The sequence below is a fragment of the Caballeronia sp. LZ029 genome, from assembly GCF_031451275.1.
In the GTDB taxonomy this organism is placed as follows: domain Bacteria; phylum Pseudomonadota; class Gammaproteobacteria; order Burkholderiales; family Burkholderiaceae; genus Caballeronia; species Caballeronia jiangsuensis.
Genome location: NZ_JARUXO010000004.1, coordinates 1,325,038 through 1,350,265 on the forward strand (window position 1 = coordinate 1,325,038; position 25,228 = coordinate 1,350,265).

Sequence of the window (25,228 nt, forward strand, 5' to 3'; positions counted from 1 at the left end):
TGAACGCCAAAACTGCCATAGCGGGCATGGAACGATTCTATCCCCGCGTCTGTGATGCAGTTTCAAGAGACCGTCGAAGACGCTAGGGAAACACCCTACCTGTCATTGCTTCGCTCCCTTAGGAGCGTTTTTCAACCGCTCTGTCCTTTGCGACCAGCGCTTCACTTGAGGCTGTGAGTAGAGCCGCGAGAGAGCGGCCGATACGGCGCTGCAACAACAATTCCTATGGACTGACGTCAACGTCGCAGCTCTCCGGGCGTTAATCAAGCAAGGCGCACAGCCTTACTTTTCCCGGAGAATCGCTATGAACAAGATTATCGCAGTCGCTGTGGCAACATGCTTCTCGGTCGGAATCGCGTGCGCCCAAACGTCCGCACCTGCCGCCGCGACCGCCAAACCCGCGCCCATGGCCGCAGGGTCGAGTTGTGAGGCTCAGGCAATCGATAAGAACGGAAAACCGCTGGCCGGCGCTGCTAAGACCTCCTTCATCAAGAAGTGCGAAGCTGGCAACAAGAGCAATGTCTCCGCTGCATGTGCGAGCAAAGCGGTCGGAAAAGACGGCAAGCCACTCGCGGGCGCTGCGAAATCGTCGTTTATGAAAAAGTGTGAGGCTGATGCCGGCAAGTAATCCTTGAGACGAAGAAGGCTGGTCTGATTGCCGTTGCGTGTGCGTCCGGCTTTGAGCTCGCCAGCCTTCTTCGCCGTGTGTCGATTTATGGAAGTCGAATACCGACGCCCCCTTCTCTGTGGCTTCCGCCCCCGTTCCCGTATCTCGCTCCTCAAAAATCTCCTCTCGCCCCCGGGAATAAACTGATTGGGCTCCCGATACAAGCAAAGGTGTTTCGGTACTCTTTTCAAGAATGCTGTGTCATAGTTCCTTGTGCTACCACACGGAGGAGAACATGACTACCCTTGAGAACATTCAGGCCCGTATGAAAAAGCTTCAGGCGCAAGCGGAGACCATTCTTGCAAAGCAAGCACAAGCCGCCGTCGACCAAATTCGCGAATTGATGCTCAAACACGGGCTTACTACCGCAGACATCGAAGCCAGAGCAAAAGCAAAAAGAGACGCCAAGGCCAACGGTCGCGTTACAGTCGGTCGAGGCTCCAAGGCGCCAATCGCCACCAAAGGAAAGTTGCCCGCGAAATACTTGAATCCAAAAACCGGTGAGACGTGGAGCGGCCATGCTCGACCGCCCGCTTGGATTAAAGACGTGAAAGACCGGACGAAATTCTTCATCGACGGAGTCGGTACCGCGTCCACAGGAAGACCTGTCGGTGCGCCCAGCGGAAAGACTCCCGCTAGCAAAGTGCAATCAAAAGGTGCGCTGCCTGCAAAATACCGGGACCCCAAGTCCGGGCTGACATGGAGCGGTCGCGGTCCCGCACCTGCGTGGCTGGCCTCTGCCAAGGACCGGACCAAGTTCCTGATTGAGAGTGCTCCTGCCGCCTCGTCGGATTCGCCCGCGACGAGCAAGTCGACCAAGTTGAAGGCCACATCGAAAGCCAGCGCTGCGAGCAAGAAGGTTGGTGCCAAGAAGGTCGCGACGTCGAAAAAGCCAGCAGGCGTCAAGAAGGCTGCGACGAAGGCTCCGGCAAAGTCATCCCTCGCTGCAAAGAAGGCTTCTGCTCGCAAGTCGACTTCCCGAACCGTCACCTCTACGACGACGGCGCCGCCGGCTGAAGCCGCGACTATCGTTTTTTCGGCGTGAGACCAGGGTCAATGTGTGGCGTCAGCCATTTGGGCCGGCCATAGGTGGACCTGAGCCGCGTTTCTATCGCGTCGCGGTGTCGCCGTCGACGCCGCGCGTGCGGCTTTCTGGGAGCATGGCGGCTCGGACGCCGGTTGCGGCGTCAGCTACACCGACTTTCAGCACACAAACAGCAACCTCATCGATGACGTCTTCACCCTGCCCCTTCTGCGAGGTTCCGAAGCCACGCATCGTTGCAGGCCAATCCAATTTGTTATTGCGTTCCGGCTCAGGCCAGAAGTCGTCATTGATGTTGTACCAGTCTGACAGTCGAGGCAGGCGGTCCAGCAGTTCCTGCGACACAGGCAACTCGCCCCGGTTCAGTGTGCATTCCGTCACGATAACGGATGCCGAACTACAATACTCTGCAGTGCAGAATTCACCTTTACAGTAAACCGACAGTATGACGCCGTTCAACGCTGGGTGAACAATCCCGGACGGCTCAGGCAATTCTCCGGAATCCGCGCCCCGACGCGAAGGCTGCGACTGTCAGCAAAGCAACCGGCAGATGGTCCATTACGGATGACGGGAAGTACTGTTTGGAGGAGGACTGGACCTCCAAAGCTGGCGGTACCGCTCATTGGTGTTCGCTAGTCTACATGGATTCAGAAGGAAACTTGCACCGCCTCCATGCATCGCAGTGAGCGGGGCGCCGCGCTTGCGGATAGCTCAAAGAGCACCCGTGAACCAGAGCGTGGGCCGCGCCGCACTTGATAACTTCTGTACTGCGGGCGTTATTGGGATTGTCTCGTTGCAGGTGCACTCGACTTGATTTGTCGGGCCAACCCACGGGCCGGGTCGCCCACCCTGACGCGCCCGCGCTCGACAAAGGAAGGACGGTCGACTCGCGCGCGACGACGCCGGTCGCTATAGACTCGAACGAGCATCTCGACACATGGCCGTCAAGCAAACCACCAAAGAGTGAACCGCGCTGCGACGCTCAACGCCAACCGACTGTCGAGAGCTGCGTTGGAGGTCTTCGACGCCTATGCCTCGCGCTGCTTGCCTGAGCCGGCCCCGCCAGGCGACTTCTTGCCTTGCACCTGGGCTTTCGCACCGCCTTCTTTTCTCGACGCCAGACTGTGAGCCGCTTCTCTCGAGTTCTTCGTCTTCCCGTCCGACGTTTTCTTGCTGGCCTTCACTGCACTTTGGCTGGTTCCTTCCCTCGGCACAGCTTTCTTCCTCGGCGCCTTTTCCGTCTTGGTAGGAGGTGCATCCGATGCAGCAACAGACGAGGTCACTGGAGTTGTCTCGTGTCGAAGACGAGTTGACGCCAAATGCCAGTAATGTTCGTCGCGGCCGTGGGGTCGGCCGTCTGCTTCCCAGAGGAGGTATGCAAGATGTCGGATGCTTTCTTCTGCCGGAGTTGGATGCATAGTCGTTCCTTCGAAAATGAACTGGCGGCGAGCCAGGGAAGGCGGAACTGAACAGACGTGAGTCGGTTGGCGCGCGTCAATGACCGAGCTTAGCGGACAGGCACGTTTTGGAATAGTCCTGCGTCTCGGATTCCCCGCTCATGCTCGACCCGACGACACGCGGGCGCTAAGCGCGGCGCTTCTCTTTCCGCCCAATACCCCACGCTGCGAGTAGGAAGGCCTGATGGCTCCGGGCTCGCGGGGGCAGACAAAAGACCAATAAAGAAGCCCGCTGATTGGCGGGCTGAATCCATATCGGAGACATGGAGGAGACGAATTAAGTATAAACCCCTATCGCGGATTTGCGAGCGGCAACTTCTCCAAGAAACGGCAAGTAGATTCGGGCGCGCCATTTGCAGAATGTTGACGACCGGAGGTGCCTCCATGAAAGCCAACACATTCCTCAAACAGGCTGAACGAGAAGCCGGGTTCGTTGACGCATTGCTTCTCGCGCGCTATGCACTCACGATTTATCACGGGGTGACCGTCATCGGCGACGATGAGAACTGCTCCACGTGGCCGCTCGACTTCAGCCACGAGCTGCGTCATATTGATGAAGTCTTGCAGATGGCCGGCGTAGACACTACTCGACCGCCTCGTCCGCCTGGCCTGCCGAATGACAGTCCATGGGCGGATGATGCGGATTCCTCCGAGTTCTGACATCCGGTCGTGGCGTTCTATGCGTAGCCCGGCCGGCCTCACTCCAGGAGCAGTCTTGGGCGAAGTTCCGGTCATAGGAGCCCGACCTTTTGCTACAGAAGGCACGGCTCGCAGCGGCGAAGTTCATATCAGCCTTCGAGAATAAGGAGGCCAGCGTGGAACGAGGAAAAGCAAATGTGCAGTTCGATTTCCTGAATTCGCTGGTGACCAACCAAACGCCAGTCTGGGTGTTCCTCGTTAACGGCATCAAGCTCTCGGGCGTTATCGCATGGTTCGACAAGTTTGTACTATCCGTACAGTCTCCGTCGGGCGTCCAAATGGTGTACAAGAACGCGGTCTCCACAGTCATCGAGCAGCACGCTCTTCCGGTCTCTCCGACGCGCGTTCCCACGGACCGACCGAGACGGCGTTCGCCCGGAGGCCAGCCGTGAACACAGACGAAATTTGCGAACTTCTGCTTCGACTGCCGAACGGGGCCGCGCTCGTCCTTCCGCCCGACGTCGAGCGAGACACTGCTCGACACGCAATCGAGAAAGCGACCAAACGTGACCCAGCGCTGAAGTTTGGAATCGCTGAACAGTCTTCTCCTGTCACCGCCTTCGAAGCCGTAAGGCGATACCTGCGCATCGAGCGCCTGAGAGAGCCGAACGGCGAATGACCGTCGGAGTACTTGGTCTGAGTCGTTGGTCCGCAGTAATCTCAGCGCTGACAGAAGACGGCTTTCGCTCGGGTGCGCAGAGACTTGCAAGCACCAGCTATACAGTAGCGACCACTCTCGGGAGCGACGGACATGTGCGCCTTCGAATGTGATGAGAGGCGCGGAGGGAAGAAATATGAAGGTATCGATGACCGACCGACTCGTTGCTCTCGTCTTGACGCTGGTAGGCGCGGTCGTTTTCGGGCTCGCCGGCTACGCTCTTCTTAAAGTCCTCCTATCGCTGTTGCTCGTTTTCTACGGCCAATACTGACGTCTAGCGAGTTAGTAACGGGGATGTGGCGTCACTGCGTGCTGGGGGGAATCCAGCAACGCGCGGATAGGCGTGGATGCTGAAAGAAGTCTTGGGAGATTGACGTGCTTGACTTTCGACGGCTTCGAAACTTCAACCACGGAAAACAGCGGTCCCATCTCCCATGGCGGCACGAGTTCCTGCAAAGCGAACTTCACGCCCGCTTCTGTTCCGTCAACTGGCGAGCCGCAGTTGTTGGCGAAACCTCTGAATTGCTCCCCAACAAACACGTTGGAAACGGCGGGCTTTCCAATGAGGCGTCCGACCGTCGGCTATTTCTCTCTGGGCGCAAACTTTGCGTGACACCTTCGAGGACCACGGTGATGTTCTGGACGGGCGTCACGAATCGCCGCGCCTCAGAGACTGGAGGAGAAAATGAAAATGCTGAAAATCGACCGACTCCGCCCGACACAACTCACGCATGGTCTGCGTGAAGTTCGCCAAAAAACCGAAGCTTACGCGCAGTTGAAAGGTCATGACTTGGACATGGCCATCACAGAGAAGCCGATTCCTGTCGTGTATGGTCCGGATGAAGTGCCTTTTGTCATCGACCATCATCACGTTGCCGCCGCGCTCTGGCAGGTCAAAGTGAAGAGCGCGCCGGTCATTCTTGTCCAAGACCTTTCGAGCCTATCGCTGGCGGAGTTCTGGCTTACTCTTGAGAACAACCGCTGGACCTATCCATACAACGCCCTTGGACAGCGCGTTACTTTTTCCGCAATGCCCGAGCACATTTGGGACCTTGAAGACGATGAATTTCGCAGTCTATCAGCGTCGGTGCGCGACGCCGGAGGCTATGAGAAGACTTCAGTTCCTCTCGAGGAATTCAGATGGGCCGACTTCTTCCGGCATCAACTTCCGCTCCCTCACAGCGACGAGGAGTTCAATTCGCTCATTCAAAAGGCGGTGGACCTGGCGAAGAGCAAAAGCGCTCTAGGGCTTCCAGGCTATCGGGGGCCCGTTAGCTGACTCGGCTTGCACGGCAATGAAAGGGCATACTCGACAGTGCGCTCCGCCAGCGCTTGTCGACTGGGAGGAACGGATGAGTCTGCTTATCACTTTACGGCGAAGGGCGCGACCTCGACGCCCTTCAAATGTCGGCACGCGCGCTTGCAGTCTTCTTCGGGGCTCTGATTTTTATCCGCATCGCGGGACGGCGTTCATTTGGACAGCGTTCGCCTTTCGACTATGTTGTCGCGATTCTGCTCGGCGCGACCTTGAGCCGTGTCATCGTCGGCGCTTCGCCTGCCATCCCGACCGTGTGTGCTTCGCTCGCTATAGTGCTGATACATCGCGTGCTTGCATGGGCATGCGTGCGTTCGCCGAAGTTAGAGCGCTTCTTGGTCGGCGCAGAGAGGGAGGTCTTCAAAAACGGCAAGTTCAACGATAGCGAAATGTCGGCTGCGCTCATCACGAAGACCGATGTCTTCGAGACCGCGAGACAAGAACTGCATACAGCCGGACTCGAGGACGTTGAGGCGGCCATTCTTGAGCGCAACGGACAGGTGAGCCTCCTACGCAAGTCGAAGAACCCGAGTGGCGCATGAGGACCGTTCGGCTTATAAGCGTGACGCGCGCTTCGCTCACGAGTTCTCGCGCGTCGTCAGCCGTCAGTTGACCGACGCAAGCTGCACCGACGACCTACCTCGGGACAACCATCTTCTCGAAACAACATGCGTCAGGCTGCCCCATATACGCTCCATATCGCTGGATTGGCGTGAACCCATTGCGCTCATAAAATCGAATCGCGCGCTTGTTCACCGCGCGCGTCTCCAGCACCAATCTTCTGTAGCCCGAGGCTGCCGCGTCGACCTCTAGCTGCTCGAGAATAGCTTTGCCGACACCAGACGCACCTGGCCGACTGTAAATTCTTTTAAGCTCTGCTGTGCGCGTGTCGAAATGCCAGAACGCTCCGCATCCAAGAGGTTCTCCAAGCGTGCTACGAGCAACATAGAACATGCCGTTCGACGACCGAAAGTCGGCGATGTGGAATCGCGACTGCCCTCCGTCGCCCGAAAACACCGTTAGCATGGCACTAAGCTCATCAAGCAAGACTTGTCCGTCATGCGACGCCGGGTCCTCGCGCTTGATGGTTACCGCAATGGATGAGTGAGTCATTCGCCTCTCCCTGAAGTCCTCTCGACCACAGCAAGTCGGAGGCCAAGCCGGCTCGTTGGCGATTGCGGGTTCCCGAGCGCCGACTCGTATCACGGCCGTCTGCCGTCGCGTCAAGCGCTAGCCTCGTTAGCTCACTCGCGGTTCGCCCTGTCTCGGAGCGTCCGCAATTTTTTGCAGTAAGCAGGTGAACCTGCGCCGCCGCTGTTTCGGTGAGGTCGCAGCTTTATTCCGAAATTACATTGGGTCGCTGTAGGTCAGAGCAAATGAGGCGCCGGTGTCCGTCTCGTGCCTAGCCTCGTCGTCATGGTGATGCGAAGGAGCGACGGAGGCCCATCCTATCGAACTGTCTATTGCCCCCCGGGGCTTCATGCGCAAAGCCCGTGAGCCGTCGCTGAAAGTGAGGCATTCAATCTCGACGCCGTCGATGAACTCGTCTGATGTATCCGTGCACACACCAGCATAACGTTTGAAGGAGAGTCCTCCTTCTCGTAGAAGGTCGACGGCCGAAGTAGAACCATCGGACCGATTGCTTCGTTGCCACCTATTCAGCAGCGTCGCAGCGACTTCTGCGTCGTGCATGCTTTGCTCCAATTGCACCAGCGAACGGCGCTTAATTCGACATCCCGGGAAAGTAGCAAAATTTGTGCGACGCAACAAGCGCAGCTCGCTTTCGCTGTTTGTCACTGTCATTCATCAGTCGATTCGGCGGTCACGCTCAGCGCAGCGCCGGGCAGCCGCATCGCGCGAGCCATGTGCGGTCGGCGCAAACACAGGCGGGTCAAGGCAGGACGCTTCCTATGAGTCGCAAGTGCAGCGGCAACAGCACCGCTCAGCCAAGTCGCTTTTACCAGAGCCGTGAAAAAAAGTGCGCCGCGGGCTTCTTTTATCTTGTCGACAATGGCTGGACATAGTATCTTCTTGTTAGGGTAAATACTTAGGTTGCACTCTTTGATGCTTGATGCTTCTGTGAGTTGGAATCGAGGAACAAGTGGGCTTCGCGCCTACGCCGGCCTGGTTGCAAAACCGGTCATCGCTATTTCGATTGGCTACTGCGCACTGTCGAATATCAGCTTCCAATCGGCTGCCGACGGTTCGTTTTCGATGAGCGGCGCGAAAGAGCTGGGCTTGGTGACCGCTGACTACGCCGAGCAGCATACGACCGACGCGGTGCTCTTCAAGCAAGTCGGACCAGCACTATTCGAATACCGTGTTAAGCGCCCTTTAGTGGGGTACGCAGGCATCCCTTGGCTCGTCGCGCGGCGTACAGAAATCGACCTTGCGCATCGTTGTGCAAGCATCGGCCGCGACGGATGCAAATTGGAGGCAGAGTAGCAACGGTTGTGTGCACCGTTATCTTTAAGCTACGACCTCTAGGCTAGTCCCGTCTCCTATCTCACCGAAAAGCCGCATGTCGGTGCGCCGAGTCTCCGCCGTGCGCTGCTGGAATTGCTCGATGAAGCGCACGGAAGTAGATTTCGATTGAAAAGCGAAAGTCTTCAGGGCCAATCTGCACGTAAGCTTAAGAGCCGCCGCGCTCCGAAGTGTGCGTTCAAGTGCCGCATCATCCCTGAATAAGCATGGCGCTTGTGTGCCGGCACGTCGAATCCCATTGCTTGACGCTCTTCCCGCGTTCTACCGTCTATTCCTTATCAAAATGAGCAATAAATCGAGCTCACGAAAACCTGTACGAAGGTCAATGTCTCCATTGCTCGGCACACTTCTTCAAGCAGGAGATGCCAACAGTGCAAACCTTCTCGCACTGAAGAGCTGGATTGCGCTGGACGCGCTGTATCGCGGGCGAGGAACCGGTACTCTACTCACCCTGTTGTGCCAGCAGCTCTTGGTATCAGAAGAGCTATGCATCGCGGGATTTCAAAAAGCGCGGCTTGCATCCATTCGAGAGGCGCACGCTGCGCTGGTACGGCTAGACGGAGACGCAAAATCAAACATCGATTGTGAAGCAACTGGGGCCGATTATGAGTCGTTGCGCGATGCGCTGGTTGTCTATGACGCACAGTTGCGCAGTGCGCCTCGCCTCCTTGTGCGCGACGCCCAGCTTGCAACCGCCAACCGACTTTTCAAGCACCTTAGCCAGCCGAAAGAGCAGTAGTCTCCCGGAACTATCGCAAGATTATCCAGAGTATTTTCGGCTTAACTTGTCGACTCTCGCGAGCGTGACTTCGCCGAGAACTGCTGCGCTTCTCCGAGGCGCTCAGTGCGAACGACCAGGACCATCTAACGGACGCAGCAAGAAGTCGGACAGGCCGCAAAGAGATATCAGAATCACTCTCGTTACAGACGCCGGCCCATGGTGCCCATGCGCTTACGAGATACCGACTGGCATGTCTGTTGCGGCGTGGTGAGAAAATGATTTCGGGAGTTGACGATGAAGGAGCACAATGTTTCTAGCTCATCTACTGATGAGCTTGACACCGTTCCAGACACCTCAAGCCCGGCTTACGCGAGCCAGCACCCATTAACTCGCGCCTTCGACAAATTCGCCAGCTTGGTCACGCGATGGGCGGGTTCACCAGCAGCGTTTTGTCTCGCCGTTCTCACAGTAGTCGCTTGGGTCGTGACGGGACCGATGTTTCATTACTCAGATGGCTGGCAACTTGTCATTAACACCGGCACAACGGTCGTCACTTTTCTCATGGTTTTCTTGATTCAACAGAGCCAGAACAAGGATAGTGTCGCGCTCCACCTCAAGTTGAACGAGTTGCTGTCATCGCATCGCGCCGCAAGCAATCAACTTATTGGGATAGAGGATGCCTCGGAAGAAGAACTGCGACGGCTTGCGGCCGCGTATCTTCGACTATCAACGAGACCGTCAGAGACTACCCCAGCCTCGTTGTCCGAAGAGCGGCCAATTACAGAGACGCAAGCTCGAAAAATCTAAAGATTCCGCACGTCAACGCGAGTTGTGCGCCTGCCTGGATACGGTTGCCCGGAATGAGCGGCAGCAAAAGAGCAGCCAGCCTCACACGGTGCAACTCTGCAACGGCGCAATCCGTCTTCGCGAGGGCGGTTGTGACGTGCTGCTGAGGTTATCGTTGTCAAGTGTTGAGCGGCTCTGAACTCCATGTGAAGGCCTCGCGACCGGCGACGGTCAAGGCTGCGGTTGTGGTATTCGTGCAGCGAAGAGCCCAGGGCGATACCGTCCATCGCCGGTGAACGGTCCTTGTCAAGGCCGGACTCGCTCTCGAAGGAGACCGTCGTCGCGTCGACCCTTCAGCATGTCTGGGTCCCTGTCTGGGATGAGCGCATTCTCGGCCAGCGCGGAGCGTGCCTGTCATACCTAAGAAGGCACCGCGAGTGAGCATCGCACCGCATTGGCGATGTGCTCACTACCTACGTCCAACATGACGTAAGAGATATTCCCGGCATCATTTCGACATGGACAAATTCGGCACTATTACGTCCCTCAACTTCTTTTAGCCACCCTTTCGTACGCGACATGGCGCCAACCCGAGGCTACGCAGGGGCCATAATTAAAGAACCAACAAAGCGTGAAACCCGGGCCATGACATCTGACGAAAAGCAATTGCGGCGTCTCGTAAAACTTGAGGCTCATATCAACGAGACCAAGCTCCTGATTGATGAGCAACGCGGACGCGTAACGAGCGGCCACGCGATTGACCCCTCAAGGTCTCAAGACCTATTGACAGCGCTCGAGGAGAGTCTACGGACCTTGTTGAACTTCAGGCGCGTAGCATTGCTGGGTAACGCTAATAAGATGTGAGTGAAGAAGCACAATAACCTAAGCGCGGTCGCGTCCATCGATATCGCCAAAAGGAGAGAGGGGAAGATGCGTTTGTCGATGACATACCGTTCATCGATTAGCAGAGCGTTGCCGTGGTCGCGGACGACTCGGGCGCCACGACATAACGGCGTCGACGACGCACAACTATCTCGTTCGATGTGCGTCGCTCGCATCGAGCCGCGCTGAAACCCTAATCCGTTAACGACTCTTCAAACGTTTAAGCAGCGGCGAATGCCACCGGTGTCTATTGGGAAGTTGAAGAGGCTCACGTTGCGAGAAACGCCTCGGTCGACAAAGCGCCTCTATGCTCGGGAATTGACGGCCCGAGGGTACAGAAGGCATCAGCTAGTGAAGCCTCGTTTCGACGCCAATGTTCGGTCTGCACACGTTAGGACGCAACGAGGTCAGAAAAAGCAAGTAAGCTGTCTGCCTAAAGATTGAGTAAGCCCAGAATTCAAACCACTCAAAGGGCGCGGGGACCTTATGACGAGCCGGAAAGCAGGGTCGGAGAGGCGGACCAACAGGCCCGTCCAAATAATGCTCGTCGACCGAGAAATCGAACATCTGCAAAGTGTCTTGAGCGGACCGCGGAGTCGTTTCGTTTTCGCTCTCGATTACTGGCGCGAACGGGTAGCCCATGCTTTGGCAACACCGGGGTTGATTCCGGCCCAGCGAGAGCGACTTGAGCGTCTACGACACCTGCTCGACTCAAATTGACGGCCGAGGTTAGCCGCAAGATTTGCGTTGTGCCGTTACCTGCAGTCTCTTATCTCCGACGGCCGCGCCGGTCCGCTGAGCAACTGGGCGATTCCATCGAACAATGCCGGCGCTCCTACCGGTCGAACGCGAAGGCAGAACCGCACGCGAGAGTGAATCAGGGCGACACCTGAGCCGCGTTTCCGGCAAGTGTCGGCAAGCAATTGCCACAATAAATCAGGGGTCCTTACGTAACGTCACGCCCCTCTACGCATCTTTATTCACAGCACCAGGGCTTCGAATCCATTTTCCAGACTGAGCTCAAAAATGCTCCTCGCGAGCGGCCATCGGACGCGGGCGCTGTGCACATACCGCGAGGCGACGCCGCGCGTCAGGTCAAAGTTCCGGGCACCGGAGGTCCGCGCGCACGATTTCCGTACCACGCTTTACTGCTGCTTCTCTTGCCTCATTTTGCGATTCAAACGGGCCTATTTCCTCGGCGCCATCAAACGGATACAGCATCCGCGCATCTGTCAATCGCACAACCTTGAGCGTTCCAACAAACCTTCCGCTAGACGGGCGATAGGACGCATAAACCGCGTAATCGTCCTCGTGCGCGCCTGCCTTGGGTGCAACGGCGAGCCTATTCGGGAAAATCACAACTTTCGCTCGGCGTGTGCGATTTGCCATAGTATGAGCAATGAGGCATAGTAAGTACATGTTTCGCAGAGCAAACCGCGCGCCTGGAAAATGCGGTAGGCGTTGAAAGTATCACTGCAACCGCGCGTCGCGCGTCGCGTCCGGCCTATGCGCCTCAAGTGTTGGAGCGACCGAATGATTATCCACTGTGCTACCTGCAAGAAACTTTTTTACACAGACGTGACGCCGCATCGGAAAGCATGCCCTGCATGCGGGTCGGACGACGCGACCTATCTATCAACGACCATCGTGTTCGGAGGTGGCTTGCAGGACAAAGTGACAGCGCGCCGCCGCGCGGCGACCGCTGCAACGCCGGGTCGCGAGCCGCCGCGGAGCTTGCCGTGGGTGAGTTCGCATTAGTCGAAGCACCGGTTTTCGACCATCCGATTTTGTTGGGGAGTGAAATCGCAGAGGGAAGGCGCGCTCTGTCCGCTTCCTCAGACGTCAAGTTGGCTCGGATTTCTTCAGCTCGTCCGCGAGGTCCTCTAGTGATGGCGGCTTGACGAGGTAGCAATCGAATACTTTCTCAGAATTTTGTGCGTCGTTGGCGATGTAGCCCGTCAGTGCCACCAAGCGCGTCGACGAACATTGCGACCGCTGTCTTAACTGTCGGGCAAGCTCGTAGCCGTCCATGCCCGGCATGTGGATGTCAATCAAGGCGACATCCGGTACGAACGATTCGACAAGCGACAAGGCTGCTCGGCCGTCGCACGCGCGCCTCACCTCATGGCCGTCTAATGCCAACAGCATCGACAGCGCCTCCATCGCATCCGCACTGTCGTCAACGAGGAGTATCCGAGCCGGCGGAATTCCGTGGGTCGTGGGACCAGTGTGTTCAACGTCACCGCGACGGATGATGGGCAGCCGCAACACGACTTCGGTCCCTCTTCCTTGGCCTTCACTCGAAATCGACACTTCCCCTTGATGGGCCTGAACGAGATATTTCACAACCGACAAGCCAAGACCAAGCCCACCCTCGGCGACCATACGTGCACACTTTGACTGCGAGAACAGGTCAAAGACGCGCGGCAGCAGGTCGTGCGAGATTCCCATCCCGTTGTCGCGCACCGTGATAATAACCTCGCGAGGCGTTGAGTCATGCTCCGGAATTGTATTAGGGTCCGGCGCGTCGACCTCCAATGTGATTTCTCCGCCGGGCGGTGTGTATTTGACTGCATTCCCGAGAACATTCGAAATGACCTGAGTCAGTCGCGCAGCATCAGCGAATACCGTGAGCGGATATGCTGGGAGATTGACATGGAGCTGATGATGTCGCCGCTCAGCCTCCTCGCTTGTGGCGCCGACTGCGTCTTTGACGATGTCGCCAAGCAAGCAGTGAGTGGGATGCACCGAGAGCTTGCCGTGCCGCCCCTTGGCAGCGTCCAGCAAGTCGCCGACAATGCGCTTCAGTTGCCGCACCTGCCGGTTGGCAAGGGCCAATGCGGAAAGTACCGCCGGACTTCCAGTGGCTAGCTTCTGGGCGGCTTCTAGAGCGCTGTCAATCGCGCCTAGCGGGCCGCGCAGTTCGTGACCGAGCGTAGCAATGAAGTTATCTTTCGCCTCCTCGGCTTCGGAGAGTGCGTTCCGCGCTTTCTCGGCCTCCTTAGCCCGCGCCTCTGCATCTGACTTGGCTCCGGCGATGGTCAGCGCGGCACTCGTGAAGGTCGCTAAGCTCGTAAGAATGCGGCGATGTTCGCTATCGAAGCGATGGTCGTCGTGGGACATCACCCATAGCGCGCCCAACGCCTCGGGGTTGCCGGGAATCGGCACAACCAGTTCTTCGGTCACTTGCTGGGCAACGTCGGCCAAACAGCGGAACCGCTGCGTCGGAAAAGAGAAAAGCTGCGGTGCATTCGATGCGATTGCGACGCCCGCGGGGCTGTCGTCGATGGGAATGATGTGAGTCACCAAGTGCGCACAACGCCCTGCGACCGCCACCCACCGGTAGCATGGCTCACCGGCCTCGGCTTCGCGCAAACTGATACCCGCGCTACCAGCACCGCACAATGCGAGCGCGGTGTCGACCAATTGCTGAAGCATTGCCGAATCCGACGCAGAGAATGCTCGCGCCAACGCATGAAGCGCCTCGTTTTCCGCTGCGTAGTCTGGCAAGCGGCCCGCGCGTGCGTACAGCTCAGCAGTGACAACGGTCCCAAACCGCTCAGCAGCGGTTGCCGGAGGCCTCTTGGACGACCCTGACATGTTTGCGGCTCCAAGTGTGCGCGCGCAGAAACGAGGGACTGTCAGCAGTATAGGTTGGAAGTCGCGCAAACGACCTCGAAAGGCCGGCCATGCGCCGGCCCCGAGTCGAGCTATCACAATTCGTTTTCACCCTACCCTGACTTCGATTTTGCGCGGTTTCGCCTCTTCGCGACGAGGAATAATTAGCTTTAGTACGCCATCCTTCAAAACTGCATCAATTCTCGATGTGTCGAAGTCGTCGCTTACTGTGAAGCTTCTTGAGAAGAAAGGCGCGCGCAACTCAGCATGTGACAGCCGAAGATTCGGTGGCACCGCTACACCGGACTCCGCCTCGATGGTTAACCGTCCATCGTGGGTCTTGATTTCCAGCTTCTCCTTCGAGACCCCGGGAACGTCCGCCCACAGCGTAACCCCATGCGCGTCTTCGAAGATGTCGACGGTTGGCGTGAGCGTAGCGCGACGACGGGCTTCGTCCGATTGTGCACGCGTCACTGCGTCTTCATCGCGCTGGGCGACTTGCGTGTTTTCGTTCATGACGTCCTCTCCTTACTGAACGACGATGGCTCGAGGCTTGGACGCTTCGCGTTTGCCTACTGAAATCAGTAGGCAACCATCGACATAGCGCGCCTGCACCCGGTCAGGGTCGGCCTGTTGCGGCAATTCAACGATTCGCCGGAACGGCCCCTCGAAGCGCTCTTGCGCATACTGTCGAGTGCCTTCCGACATCTGCTGCGGTCGGGTCGCCCGCTCCCCGGAAATGGAGAGCAGCCCTTTATCGATGGAAATGTCGAGCTTTGCTGGGTCGACCCCGGGAGCGAATGCAACAATTTCTACCGAGTCGTCGGTCGTGCCGATGTTGATATGAGGAAACGTGCCGAGTTGACTGGACCGCAGGCTCGAAGGGAATCCGCCGAACGTGGACAATTGACGTTGCAGGCGGTCCAGTTCGCTGAAAAGGTCAGTACCGAAGTAGAAGTCACTCATGGTCGCTTTCTCCTCGAGCGGCAAGGACACGGACCGGCGCACGCGCTTCAGTCCGATTGCCCATGCCGCTGACAAACAAGGTTGAAACACGCAGAGCTCGCAGTCACAGAAGACTGCGAACACCTGCCTGAGCGAAGTCAGAGATATGTTCTTCGAGACGGGTTTCAAGGGGCTGATTGCAAAATTTCACATCGACATGCTCGGCATAATCGTTGCAAAGCAATGGGAGAACACACCGGACGAACGACATGCACTCCGTCCTGCTCGTCGACGACGACGCTGAATCCCTATCTGCCCTTCAATTCGTGTTCGAGGTCCACGGCTTTCGAGTCTTCGTGGCGGAGAACGGCAACGCCGCGCTTGCTCAATTAGCGAAACACTTACCGGATTTAGTCGTCACGGATATGGAGATGCCTCAGCTTGGCGGCATCGAGCTTTGCAGACGACTGAGGTGTCGTCCGATGCTCGCTGGTGTCCCCATCATCCTCATCTCTGGCGGACTACCGCCGGCTGACGCGCCGATAGATTGGGACGCGTTCTTGCCGAAGCCCGTGGATTTTTATCAACTTATTGCGGCCACTGAGCAGCTTCCGACGATTCGGCTCAATCCAGTAGCCACGTCACCACCGGCCGCGCGGTCGAAATAAGGCGTTGCGCCCAACGATGCCCGCAGCAACAAATGCGTGGCTGCGTCGAATAACTGGGCAATCGCCTAACTTGCTGTCGCGTTGCCTACTTTCGGACTCGTCAGTGCCGACCTCATCTTGCGCGCGACGCCACGGCTGCCCGTTCGGCACCGAGAACGCGAAAGGCCGCGCTATGTGCATAGGAATGCCTGAAGCCGGTCGGGTGAGGGCGTTTTTCAAAAATTACTTCAATGGCATCGACACTCGGGCTTGAGCGGAAACAACGGCCACAAAGGTTCTTTGCCGCTCGCCGAGACTCGCCCCCGCGAGTCGCGGAGGCGAGTGGATATACCGCTATGCGCACGCGCCCTCAGTTCGACGATATGCCGGAGGAACTTCCCCACGTCCGTGGCACTTACGGATGGCCGATGGTTGGGCTTCTGCTCGCGGCGCGCTGGCAGTGACATGTAATTCTTTCGGAACGAGCGGACGGAATGAGACAAACGCACTCCGTCTTGCTTGATAATCGCAACCAGTGTTCGTAGTATCGATTTAAATGCACCGACGTCGTAACGTACTGGCCACCTGCAGATGAGCGAAGCCTCCGCACCTCTTGTCAAACGGGACCCCGAGGGTACCCGCCGCCGGATTCTTGCGGCGGCCACGGAGCAGTTCACAAGCCATGGACTGGCGGGTGCACGCGTCGACGCTATCGCTCGGGCGGCCGATACGAATGAGCGCATGCTCTATTATTACTACGGCAGCAAAGAAGGGCTGTACGTCGCGGTGCTCGAGGGAATGTATGCCGACTATGCAAGTCGCGAAGCCGGACTCGCCCTAGCCGACCTCACGCCGACAGCCGCAATCACGTTGCTGGCGCAGACCATCTGGACGTACGTACGGGAAAATCCCGGTTGGCTGTGCCTTATCAACAACGAAAACCTGCATCAAGGTCGCTACGTCAAAGGCTCCAGCACATTCAGGCAGACACTCTCGCCGGTCGTCGAAATGCTCCGCGCGACCCTCGCACGAGGGGTCGCCACGGGCGAATTCAAGCGACACGTCGATGCGCTGAATTTCTACGTAACGCTAGTCGGCATGAGCTTTTACGTCGTTTCCAGTCGTTTCACCCTCGAAGAATTCCTCGGGCGGAACTTCATGGAGCAGTCAGCGCAAGACTCCATCTCGGACATGCAACTCGGTATGCTGCTCGCCTATCTGAAGGCGCCATCTGACCCACTCGACGCGTCGTGATTAGAACGTGCTGAAGTCTGCTCTCTTACGGGTTGAGCATCAACATTAGCCCTCTTCCGACCACACAGTGCTTCGTCCTTCCGCTCGCTCGGACGATAGTCGCCAACGACCCAGCGCTTTCGCGACAATGTAGCGCGCAGCGGAGAACGACTGTCGGCCAAGGAGGAAACACTTAAAGCCCTCGTCGGTCTTGCCGTGAGGTTTAGCACCTACTGCAACGTCGCGGTCGGGTTGTCAAAGGAAGACTCACGCCAGAACTTTCGTCGACGCCTGCGTTTCGCACTCTTTACAGAGGGTTCTCAACCACCCTCTTCGATATCTGCGAAGCTCTCCTGGACCACCGCACAACTCGCACGTCACGCGGCTTCTTTCAATGGCCGCATCAACAAGTTTTATCGCCGCAGCGGGAGCCGGACGGTCGAAGTAGACGCGGAGTGCAGATAATTTCTCTTTTACCTGTACAACGTTCAAGCGATTTGCGCCGCCCGCCGTCGCAATCGCCTCAAGCTCCGCAGAAAGTTCCTCGACAATCTCATACCACCCATCACCGCACTCAAAGCGTTCGCCGCCGCGACCGGCAGGCTCGAGTGACTGGTAGATGGTCGGATAGGTGTCAATCAAGAATTTCTCGTAGACCGACTTCATTGGTAGGTCCTCGGAAATTGTGCAAGACAAGTCGCGCGGCCGGGAATTTGAGACACGCGCCGGAGAACGTACCGCAGAGCGATAGTTGCATCAACGATGCCCAGTGCCTAGAAACGCCTCGTCGTCGCAGCGTCAGCCACGCGCCACCGGGTAACACGTTTCCTTCCACCGCTCACCTGGAGGCGCGTGCCGCGTCTCATCCGGGGCATCAGGGGATATCGTCGAGACTCTGCCATGGCGCCCTCGTAACTGCACGAAAATTGGCATGAACGTTGCATCGACATGGATGCGCTCAGCGGTACTTCGGAAACGCGCCGCTACATCAGAGCCGGAGAAAAAGATGACCCGCAACAAAGAAACAACCTTACGATGCGCGGTGGAAAAGTGGCTCGGCGCAGGTTCAAGCATCACCGCTCGAGTGGCGGCGCATGGTCGCTCGCCGGCGGACCGAAAGCGCCACGTGTGCGTTGAAGCAACCCGAGGAGCCGAGCGGCGTGCGCTCTTTTTCTTTGAGCAAGCCGACGGAGGCTGGAGCGTCATTCCCCCTTTGCGAACGCAACCAGAAATGAGAGTTGAACAACTCGAGTCATAGCGTTTGGGACGAGCTACGGATACGTAGAAATTTCACACCTAGTCCTGCCGCTTTGAACGAGAGGAGTGGATAAACTCGAACCATCGCTCGCGGGTCCGACGACACAACGCGTGGCCCGCGTATGTTTCTAGGCAGAGGGCACTGCCACCTAAACTCATTGCCTTTAACAAGCGTGTGTCAAACAAGTCTCTCTTTGAATTGACGTAAGCCTGATGCCTCATCGATAAAGAGTCCATAACGCCCGCCTTCGATTGATTGGCACCGTCTTCGTTCTTCGATGATGGGCTAAGAATCGTCGATAGGCTCACACATAACTTCGTTAGGGTTGCAATCCATCCGGCTCGAAGCTACGCTGGATTCCACGCGACTGACATGTGTCACCCGGAGTCTGCAAACGCCGTGACGAGCGGGTGAAAAGTCCTAGTCGCCCTGCTCCTCCGATTTGATTAAGTCATAGACCGGCATGCAAATAGAATGCATGTGCTGCGCGCCTTGCCTTCATCTCATGCCACTGCCAGTTAATCGACAGTGGTTCGCATTCCGTGCTGAGGAGCGATAACCCGGGATTATTGGTGTTTGCATCGATGCCCGAGAGTTTCAGACTGATTACAATGAAGCATGCGGAGCTCCGCGTTTAATCGTCTGACTGTTTATCAAATCGGTAAGGATTAACGCATGGACGAGGCGGATGTCAATGTCCATAGCCGTAAGTCAAAAAGCAAGCACATCCCATCAACGTTACGCCTGACTGAACAAGCTATCCGTCTTTTCCGAACGCCTGCGCTAATCAGCAGAGCCAAGAAAAGCGACAGAACAACGCGAGCAAACGAATGCATGGATACGACAATGATTTCTTTCTCTGGGCCCAAGAGCAGGCCGAACTGCTACGCGCCGGCAAGCTGGCGAAGGTTGACAGGAGCAATCTTGCTGACGAGATGGACTCGCTCGCTCGTGGCCTCAAACGCGAACTGGGCTAGCGATTTTCCCGGCTTCAGCAAAACCTTCTGCAATGGGAGTATCTAGACGGCGCGCGAGTCACGGCATGGTATCTTACTATTCACGACGAGCGCTCGGCGATACCACTGCTCATGGAAGATGCCCCTGCTCTGCGGCTCTTCATGGAAGAAGAGTTTGCCAACGCTTGGTCACTTGCGCGCAACCGAATCATCATTTGCACCGGCCTCAACGAACGCCTTCTTCCGAAAATGTGCCCTGACAGCGTCGAGCAGACATTGGACTGGAAGTTTTGGCCCGGTCCACCGGAGAACCAGGCCTTCAACCAGGCGGAGAGCGGTCGCCGGTAAGGGTCTTCAAGCCATGTTTGCGCGCTTAGACGCTATCGGCAGTGTCTTTCGGCCAATCTGATTGATTGTGACGCACTTGACAGTCTCCTTTCGGTTGACAAAAATTGTAGACACGAGCGCTGACGAGAGCCTTCCACTCTGAAGAAAAGCGGTCAGCCTTTAGGCGGTAGATGTAATCAAGCACCAGCGTCGATTTTCTAATGTTCTTAGTTATACCAACAGCTTTAACTTTGGGGGAAGCATGGCGACCGGCACGGTGAAGTGGTTCAATGACGCAAAGGGATATGGCTTTATTACGCCGGACGACGGCGGGGCTGACCTTTTCGCACATTACTCGGAAGTGAGAATCGAGGGGTTCAAATCGCTATCGGAGAACCAAAAGGTTAGCTTCGACGTGCAGGAAGGGGCCAAGGGAAAGCAAGCTGGCAACATTCACCCGCTCTGACCGACGCGCATTGTAAGTCCACTCGCGTTCTCGTCATCGAACTGGGCGCGGTCTTGGATGCAGAACGTGGCGGCATAGATTGATGCGGAGGTAACCATGGCCGCCATACGGCATGTCTTCGTTCTCATGCTTGAGAACCGTTCCTACGACAACGTCTTCGGCTGGTCGCAGTTGACGGGTACGACGCCCACAGGCGAAGCGACAACCGCGAACGGGCTCCCAGTGGCGCCTATTGTTAACTTCGGACGCAGCGGAACGTCATACCACCTCGGTAAGGGGGCACCCTACGCACTGGGTTTCGACCCGGGCCATGAATTCTCCGATGTCTGTGTTCAACTGTGCGGCTTGCAGGTCGCCAACGCAGACACAGTGCGCAACGACTCCCTCGTTGTCAGCGCGGCAGGCTACCCCCCCGTACGCTACAGACACCTCGACGACAGGCTTTGCGGGAACATACGAAGACCATTCCGACGTAGTGGCCGATGCCTTCAACGCCTTCACGCCCGACCAACTTCCTGTATTGAACTTCCTAGCGAGCCAGTTCGGCGTTTGCGACAACTGGTTTGCCTCGATGCCAGGACCAACGTGGCCCAACCGCTTCTTCGCCGTCGCGGGGACATCCTCGGGCCTTGACCATTCTCCCACTGACGCGCAAGTTCTCGAAGCGGTGTTTTTCAATGCCCCAATTTTTACTTTCCCGAACGGAACGGTCTTCTCAAAACTCCCGGCGTCAGAGTGGCTCATCGTGCAGGGTGATGTCGCCCAGACGCGCGGCATCTACGGAATGCAGAATCTGCTCAGCCGCTTCGTAGGCATCGATATGCTCGTATCCCGGCTTGCCTCCAACACGCTCACGGAGAAGTTCATCTTCATCGAGCCAACATACGACGCAAAGAACGACTTCCGAAACGGCAATTCAATGCATCCAGCCGGTGATGTCCGCAAAGGAGAAATGTTATTGAAGCAAGTCTACGACGCTATCAGCGCGTCGGCTCTATGGTCCAGCAGCGTGTTGCTTGTTGTATTCGATGAACACGGCGGCTTTTTCGACCACGTGACACCTCCGATTGCCGTGCCGCCGGGCTCAACCGAAAACGTCCGCTTGAAAACCCACAACTTCTCATTCGACAGGATGGGGGCACGAGTTCCCGCTATTGTCGTTTCTCCGTTCGTTCCGGCTGGTACCATCGACCATTCACTTTACGACCACACATCGATTCTGAAGACAACGGACAACTTGCTTGGACTGAATGGACTGCTCGAGCTGACGGCGCGGGTGCACGCGGCCGACGACTTCACAAAGATGCTAAGTCTTTCGACGCCTCGCACGAAAGTTCCCGTGTGCCCATCGCCCATCGCGACCGCCGGTGCGTCCAGACCATCGAGCGAGGGGTCTCCGCGTTCGAAGGACCCATTTCTGCCGCTGTATGCGCACCGTTGAAGCAGCGTTCTGATGGCGACCGGAGGCAAAGCCGGTTAAGCGTCCAACGCTCGTAGGGCGCGCCGTCTACCTTCCGGTCGTCTTCTGGGCGTCGTTAAGGAGAAAAAGGGGTCAACACTGAGGGAAGCGACTGCTGGCTCGGCGTCTCGCTATCGTCACCGTCACTCATTGAAGTTCATGAGAGACGCATAAACAGCGCAGGAACGATAGGAGGCGGTCAGGCGACGCGCCCTTTCTGAAATATCCGTCGAAGAGCGCTCCTTCGCGACTGCGTGCGACGAACTCACCGTCCTTCGATGTGTACGCGCAAATGAACGTCGTGGACGAATTCGAATCTCCGCGGATGGCACGCGCAGTCGCAAAGCCGTCTCGCTGCGGCATCATCAAGTCAAGCAACACCACGTCTGGCAGCCAGTGTCGAATGATTTCAAGGGCTTCGGCGCAACCTCCCGCTACTCTCGTTTGAAGCCGCTCTAATGATAGACATTCAGCGGTAGCGACGGCGGCCCCCCGGTAGTCGTCGACAATGAGAACCCGCTCCACAACCTCGACGCGACGTCGCGTCCAGTTCCCGCGTTCGGTCACCATCGCGCTCCCCCATTGGCCGCCTGCTCACGAAAGCATGATTATGCATGGAGGCCGTCAGGCTCGAATGCCGTCAACCGCACTTATGATTACCGATAGCGCTCGCTCAGGGTTCTCAGAACTGTCTGGTTTCCGGCTGAATTCGGTGCGCTGAATGAGGACAGGCATTTGGTACGGCCATTGCGTCAGCCGCTAAGAATCCGCAGGGCTCCATGGTAAATCGAGGAGGTTCAAATGCTGCAAGCCGTGATTGCAGCTGTGTCAGCACGGCTTGAAAGCGGCGAGAACGAGCTGAGTTCGCGCTCATTCCTCAAAATTGTCGTCCCCGCGATGTCACAAGCCGAGACGATGCATCTCAATCGTCTTCGCCAACTGTAGAGACGCAAGTCCAGACCGGTTGAAGCTGCGGCTGCTCTCGACAAGGCGCATGTTCTACTTCGGCAAACCGATAGGAGCGACGTGGCCTCGAGCCACGCTTCTCGCAGTGTCAGCACTCTTTGCCGGCTGGGACGCGCCGTGCCGGGTCTACGTCCGTGGGTCAAGGAGCTATATCAGTATCAGAACTCTTGTCACACGTGCAGACTGCGACACTTTCATGTTATTAGAGTCTCTTCCCTTAGCAGTCGAGAATGCGCTCGTGCTCGAAAGCTCTCATCGGTAGACAAGGTGCTTCTAGTCACACAGTCCGCGCGCGCGGATGGGAGCCTTGTGGCGCGACCTGCTGATTGTCGTCAAGCGTGTCACCGCGAAAGAGTCGCGCAGGCTGTGCCGCGATATTCTAGCCGGAGCACGGCGGCGCACTTGACGTCCCGCTGTACACTACCCATCGCAGGCAGGAAAGCTAGCTGATGAGTTGCTTCCGGACGGCTAGGCTCACCCTGCCTCGGCCGCTCAGAACCCTTGCTTTGACGCTGACCCACAGGGGCGTCCGAAATGCGCGATTCCCTCTTTGGACCGCCACCGGCTCAAGCGTGCGGCTTCACGGTGTGACGGTGATGATGCTTCTTGTGGTGGTGCGTCTTCGCTGTTGCTGCGACCGGAAACGCGAATGCTGCAATCAGGAGGACAGCAAAAGTAGTCTTGAACACGTTGTTCATAGCGGCTTTCGTTGGAGGGACGGTAATTTTCGACTTACTCGAACGGGCAGTTCATTGTAGCCGGAACGCCCACCAACGAACTCCTAAAGGAAAGGGTGTCGCGCCAGTCCGACAAGCGTTTTTTCTATCGGCGCCGGCGGCGAAGCACTCCTTCGCCGCCGTACGCCCTCCAACTCTACCCTGCTGACACCTCAATCCGTCGCGGCTTCGCTTCTTCACGTCGGGGAATCGTCAAGGTCAGTACGCCGTCCTTCAACGATGCTTCGACTTTCGACGTATCGAAGTCCTCGCTAACCGTGAAGGTGCGAGAAAAATAAGGCGCGCGCACTTCGGTGTGGGCAAGCTGCAGATTCGCCGGCACCGGGACCACTGATTCAGCATCAATGGTCAGGTTGCCGTCGTGAACCTTCACTTCCAGCTTGTCTTTCGAGACGCCTGGCAGGTCTGCCCACAGGGTGACCCTGTGGCCGTCTTCGACAATGTCAACAGCGGGCGTTAATGTTTGTCGCCGGCGGGCGTCCGCGGCGTCCCGACGAGCAACGCCGTCCTGGTCGCGTTCGGTGATTTGTGTGTTGTCGCTCATGATGTCACCTCATTGAACAGTAACCGAACGTGGTTTGGACGTCTCCCGCTTACCAACAGAGATTAGGAGACATCCGTCGATATACCTCGCCTGGACGTTGTCCGGGTCGGCTTGTTGAGGGAGTTCGATAATCCGGCGGAAGGACCCAGAAAAGCGCTCCTGGGCATACTGTCGGGCACCCTCCTGCGGTTGTGTATAGCCGGTCGTTCGTTCACCCGCAATCGTGAGTAGGCCCTTGTCGACGGACACGTCCAATTTGCTCGTGTCCAGACCTGGGGCGAAGGCAACGATTTCGACTGTGTTCTCAGTCGACCCGATGTTGATTTGCGGGAAGGTCCCTGCTCTTGTCGAACGAAGGCTTGTGGGAAACCCGCCGAACAGGCTGGACATCTGGCGCTGTAGCCGGTCCAGCTCAGTGACGAGGTCGGGTCCAATGAAGGCATCACTCATTTTCGCTCTCCTCTCGCGGCATGACGGGCTGCTGCACTTCATCAGGCCCTCATGCCCGCGACTAATCAAGTTGAAGCACGCAGCGTGCGCGCGACTGCTGTGCAAGGCGAAATATAGGAATTGGATGAGGCATTTCAAGAGCCCATTCCACCAAATTTTATGTCTTGAAAAACCAGCCTTGGGGTCCTACTATCCGCGCACCTGGACTACTTGGAGGTCGTCATGGAATTCGACACTGATTGGCGCACGCTTGGCAAGCATCGCATTCGGCTCCGCTCGGCCAAGGGGTTCCCGACAGAAGTCATGCACCAACTGGCAGATGTGACGCGACTAGCCGTTGATAACAACATGAGCGCACGGGCGCGCGTTGTTGACATCGTACTTCGGGAAGAGAAAAGCTACGACATCACAGTCGGTTCAACCTTGCCGGAAGACCGCATTTGCGCGCCGCAGCTCGAAGCAGCAATAGCGACAGTGATGGGGCTGCCGTCCGAGAAGGTGAATATCTTTGTGCAGACGGTCGCCCAGGAAGACGTCGACTTGCATTTCGGCGTCTACGAGAGAATGCTGGCGGAAAAGTTTGGCGCGGCGCCGCCTATACAGTGACATACAAGTGCATTTATGGACGCGCGCGCCAATTATTCGAGAATGCTTATTGACGCATGCTTTCCTCGTTACTAAATTTTGCTTCGTCAAGGTCAGTCATGTAGCGACGGTCGGCTGCGCGGCTTTACTATCGGATGCCGTACAAAGAAGACGCGTCGAGTCCATTGGAGGAAGCGACGACACAGTTCTTGAAGAATCATTTGCTGAAATTTCGGCGTGTAGTCGGCCAGGCGAATTCGAAGCTCGCGGATGCGAGGAAACATTGGCAAAATTCACGGGAGGTAAGTCTATCGAAAGTGAACAGG

General features: G+C 57.2%; 29 protein-coding genes and 1 pseudogene. 18 read left to right on the top strand and 12 right to left on the bottom strand.

The annotated features are described in order from the left end of the window. Positions 1 to 304 precede the first annotated feature (304 nt). Positions 305 to 628: a hypothetical protein gene (locus QCE73_RS32070; RefSeq protein ID WP_035503952.1), complete on the top strand. Its 324-nt coding sequence runs from the start codon at positions 305 to 307 to the stop codon at positions 626 to 628. A gap of 274 nt (positions 629 to 902) precedes the next feature. Then, positions 903 to 1,712: an H-NS family nucleoid-associated regulatory protein gene (locus tag QCE73_RS32075; protein ID WP_309885054.1), complete on the top strand. Its 810-nt coding sequence runs from the start codon at positions 903 to 905 to the stop codon at positions 1,710 to 1,712. A 63-nt stretch (positions 1,713 to 1,775) separates the two neighbouring features. Here QCE73_RS32075 and QCE73_RS32080 read toward each other — a convergent pair whose 3' ends face one another. Further along, positions 1,776 to 2,054 (bottom strand): hypothetical protein, encoded by a 279-nt coding sequence (locus QCE73_RS32080; RefSeq protein ID WP_035503950.1) that lies wholly within the window; start codon positions 2,052 to 2,054, stop codon positions 1,776 to 1,778. Between the two features lie 146 nt (positions 2,055 to 2,200). Here QCE73_RS32080 and QCE73_RS39465 point away from each other — a divergent pair, with 146 nt between their 5' ends. After that, positions 2,201 to 2,395 carry a DUF995 domain-containing protein gene (locus tag QCE73_RS39465; RefSeq protein WP_404978679.1) on the top strand — a complete coding sequence of 65 codons (195 nt, stop codon included), beginning with the start codon at positions 2,201 to 2,203 and terminating at the stop codon, positions 2,393 to 2,395. Positions 2,396 to 2,737: 342 nt separating this feature from the next. Here the strand turns inward: QCE73_RS39465 and QCE73_RS39470 are convergent, their stop codons facing one another. Then, the gene (locus QCE73_RS39470; RefSeq protein WP_075583878.1) at positions 2,738 to 3,127 is read right to left on the bottom strand and encodes a DUF2934 domain-containing protein; all 390 of its coding nucleotides are present in this window, start codon (positions 3,125 to 3,127) and stop codon (positions 2,738 to 2,740) included. A 423-nt stretch (positions 3,128 to 3,550) separates the two neighbouring features. Here QCE73_RS39470 and QCE73_RS32085 point away from each other — a divergent pair, with 423 nt between their 5' ends. From QCE73_RS32085 to QCE73_RS32105, 5 genes are all read left to right on the top strand, one after another. Beyond that, entirely contained in the window at positions 3,551 to 3,826 is a 276-nt protein-coding gene (locus QCE73_RS32085) for a hypothetical protein (protein ID WP_309885055.1), read from the top strand. Between the two features lie 89 nt (positions 3,827 to 3,915). Beyond that, complete coding sequence (hfq, locus tag QCE73_RS32090; RefSeq protein ID WP_309885056.1) at positions 3,916 to 4,257, top strand: RNA chaperone Hfq; 342 nt, start codon at positions 3,916 to 3,918, stop codon at positions 4,255 to 4,257. After that, positions 4,254 to 4,484: a hypothetical protein gene (locus QCE73_RS32095; RefSeq protein ID WP_035503948.1), complete on the top strand. Its 231-nt coding sequence runs from the start codon at positions 4,254 to 4,256 to the stop codon at positions 4,482 to 4,484. The genes hfq and QCE73_RS32095 overlap by 4 nt, the downstream gene beginning before the upstream one ends. A 724-nt stretch (positions 4,485 to 5,208) precedes the next feature. Beyond that, on the top strand, positions 5,209 to 5,802 hold the full coding sequence (locus tag QCE73_RS32100) for a ParB-like protein (protein ID WP_035503946.1): 594 nt from the start codon (positions 5,209 to 5,211) through the stop codon (positions 5,800 to 5,802). 125 nt (positions 5,803 to 5,927) lie between these two features. Then, a complete protein-coding gene (locus tag QCE73_RS32105; protein ID WP_051626953.1) occupies positions 5,928 to 6,380 on the top strand; it encodes a DUF421 domain-containing protein in 453 nt (150 codons plus the stop codon). Positions 6,381 to 6,474: 94 nt separating this feature from the next. Here QCE73_RS32105 and QCE73_RS32110 read toward each other — a convergent pair whose 3' ends face one another. Continuing rightward, complete coding sequence (locus tag QCE73_RS32110) at positions 6,475 to 6,951, bottom strand: GNAT family N-acetyltransferase (protein ID WP_035503943.1); 477 nt, start codon at positions 6,949 to 6,951, stop codon at positions 6,475 to 6,477. Positions 6,952 to 7,902: 951 nt separating this feature from the next. Here QCE73_RS32110 and QCE73_RS32115 point away from each other — a divergent pair. The 3 genes from QCE73_RS32115 (at position 7,903) to QCE73_RS32125 (ending at position 9,850) form a co-directional block, all read left to right on the top strand. After that, complete coding sequence (locus QCE73_RS32115; protein WP_051626952.1) at positions 7,903 to 8,283, top strand: hypothetical protein; 381 nt, start codon at positions 7,903 to 7,905, stop codon at positions 8,281 to 8,283. Between the two features lie 364 nt (positions 8,284 to 8,647). Beyond that, the gene (locus tag QCE73_RS32120) at positions 8,648 to 9,061 is read left to right on the top strand and encodes a hypothetical protein (protein WP_309885057.1); all 414 of its coding nucleotides are present in this window, start codon (positions 8,648 to 8,650) and stop codon (positions 9,059 to 9,061) included. Between the two features lie 276 nt (positions 9,062 to 9,337). Beyond that, entirely contained in the window at positions 9,338 to 9,850 is a 513-nt protein-coding gene (locus tag QCE73_RS32125) for a low affinity iron permease family protein (protein ID WP_035503939.1), read from the top strand. Positions 9,851 to 11,806: 1,956 nt separating this feature from the next. Here the strand turns inward: QCE73_RS32125 and QCE73_RS32130 are convergent. The 4 genes from QCE73_RS32130 to QCE73_RS32145 all read right to left on the bottom strand — a co-directional run bounded on the left by QCE73_RS32130 (position 11,807) and on the right by QCE73_RS32145 (position 15,295). Then, positions 11,807 to 12,130, bottom strand: a complete 324-nt coding sequence (locus QCE73_RS32130; protein ID WP_309885058.1) for a DUF6723 family protein — start codon at positions 12,128 to 12,130, stop codon at positions 11,807 to 11,809. 423 nt (positions 12,131 to 12,553) lie between these two features. Beyond that, entirely contained in the window at positions 12,554 to 14,149 is a 1,596-nt protein-coding gene (locus QCE73_RS32135) for an ATP-binding protein (protein ID WP_238295083.1), read from the bottom strand. 288 nt (positions 14,150 to 14,437) lie between these two features. Further along, on the bottom strand, positions 14,438 to 14,845 hold the full coding sequence (locus tag QCE73_RS32140) for an Hsp20/alpha crystallin family protein (RefSeq protein ID WP_309885059.1): 408 nt from the start codon (positions 14,843 to 14,845) through the stop codon (positions 14,438 to 14,440). A 12-nt stretch (positions 14,846 to 14,857) separates the two neighbouring features. Further along, positions 14,858 to 15,295 carry an Hsp20/alpha crystallin family protein gene (locus QCE73_RS32145; RefSeq protein ID WP_062255562.1) on the bottom strand — a complete coding sequence of 146 codons (438 nt, stop codon included), beginning with the start codon at positions 15,293 to 15,295 and terminating at the stop codon, positions 14,858 to 14,860. A 248-nt stretch (positions 15,296 to 15,543) separates the two neighbouring features. On the opposite strand from QCE73_RS32145, the gene QCE73_RS32150 reads away from it, so the two are divergent. After that, positions 15,544 to 15,942, top strand: a complete 399-nt coding sequence (locus QCE73_RS32150; RefSeq protein WP_309885060.1) for a response regulator — start codon at positions 15,544 to 15,546, stop codon at positions 15,940 to 15,942. 570 nt (positions 15,943 to 16,512) lie between these two features. Further along, positions 16,513 to 17,175 carry a TetR/AcrR family transcriptional regulator gene (locus QCE73_RS32155; RefSeq protein WP_309885061.1) on the top strand — a complete coding sequence of 221 codons (663 nt, stop codon included), beginning with the start codon at positions 16,513 to 16,515 and terminating at the stop codon, positions 17,173 to 17,175. Between the two features lie 246 nt (positions 17,176 to 17,421). Here the strand turns inward: QCE73_RS32155 and QCE73_RS32160 are convergent, their stop codons facing one another. Further along, positions 17,422 to 17,820 (bottom strand): hypothetical protein, encoded by a 399-nt coding sequence (locus QCE73_RS32160; RefSeq protein ID WP_309885062.1) that lies wholly within the window; start codon positions 17,818 to 17,820, stop codon positions 17,422 to 17,424. A gap of 1,422 nt (positions 17,821 to 19,242) precedes the next feature. On the opposite strand from QCE73_RS32160, the pseudogene QCE73_RS32165 reads away from it, so the two are divergent. The 3 genes and pseudogenes from QCE73_RS32165 (at position 19,243) to QCE73_RS32175 (ending at position 21,602) form a co-directional block, all read left to right on the top strand. Then, a pseudogene (locus QCE73_RS32165) lies at positions 19,243 to 19,716 on the top strand (DUF29 domain-containing protein). Between the two features lie 241 nt (positions 19,717 to 19,957). Further along, positions 19,958 to 20,161 carry a cold-shock protein gene (locus tag QCE73_RS32170; protein WP_309885063.1) on the top strand — a complete coding sequence of 68 codons (204 nt, stop codon included), beginning with the start codon at positions 19,958 to 19,960 and terminating at the stop codon, positions 20,159 to 20,161. A 475-nt stretch (positions 20,162 to 20,636) separates the two neighbouring features. Continuing rightward, a complete protein-coding gene (locus QCE73_RS32175) occupies positions 20,637 to 21,602 on the top strand; it encodes an alkaline phosphatase family protein (protein WP_309885064.1) in 966 nt (321 codons plus the stop codon). A gap of 165 nt (positions 21,603 to 21,767) precedes the next feature. Here the strand turns inward: QCE73_RS32175 and QCE73_RS39475 are convergent, their stop codons facing one another. After that, a complete protein-coding gene (locus QCE73_RS39475; RefSeq protein WP_035511736.1) occupies positions 21,768 to 22,190 on the bottom strand; it encodes a response regulator in 423 nt (140 codons plus the stop codon). A 231-nt stretch (positions 22,191 to 22,421) separates the two neighbouring features. Here QCE73_RS39475 and QCE73_RS32180 point away from each other — a divergent pair, with 231 nt between their 5' ends. Further along, positions 22,422 to 22,565: a hypothetical protein gene (locus QCE73_RS32180; RefSeq protein WP_238295087.1), complete on the top strand. Its 144-nt coding sequence runs from the start codon at positions 22,422 to 22,424 to the stop codon at positions 22,563 to 22,565. Positions 22,566 to 23,152: 587 nt separating this feature from the next. On the opposite strand, the gene QCE73_RS32185 is transcribed toward QCE73_RS32180, so the two are convergent. The 3 genes from QCE73_RS32185 to QCE73_RS32195 all read right to left on the bottom strand — a co-directional run bounded on the left by QCE73_RS32185 (position 23,153) and on the right by QCE73_RS32195 (position 24,317). Next, positions 23,153 to 23,284, bottom strand: a complete 132-nt coding sequence (locus QCE73_RS32185; RefSeq protein WP_309885065.1) for a hypothetical protein — start codon at positions 23,282 to 23,284, stop codon at positions 23,153 to 23,155. Between the two features lie 175 nt (positions 23,285 to 23,459). Continuing rightward, entirely contained in the window at positions 23,460 to 23,867 is a 408-nt protein-coding gene (locus tag QCE73_RS32190; RefSeq protein ID WP_035511321.1) for an Hsp20/alpha crystallin family protein, read from the bottom strand. Between the two features lie 9 nt (positions 23,868 to 23,876). Next, complete coding sequence (locus tag QCE73_RS32195) at positions 23,877 to 24,317, bottom strand: Hsp20/alpha crystallin family protein (RefSeq protein ID WP_309885066.1); 441 nt, start codon at positions 24,315 to 24,317, stop codon at positions 23,877 to 23,879. A gap of 222 nt (positions 24,318 to 24,539) precedes the next feature. Between QCE73_RS32195 and QCE73_RS32200 the strand changes: the two genes are divergently transcribed. Next, positions 24,540 to 24,923 (top strand): hypothetical protein, encoded by a 384-nt coding sequence (locus QCE73_RS32200; protein WP_035511334.1) that lies wholly within the window; start codon positions 24,540 to 24,542, stop codon positions 24,921 to 24,923. Positions 24,924 to 25,228 lie beyond the last annotated feature (305 nt).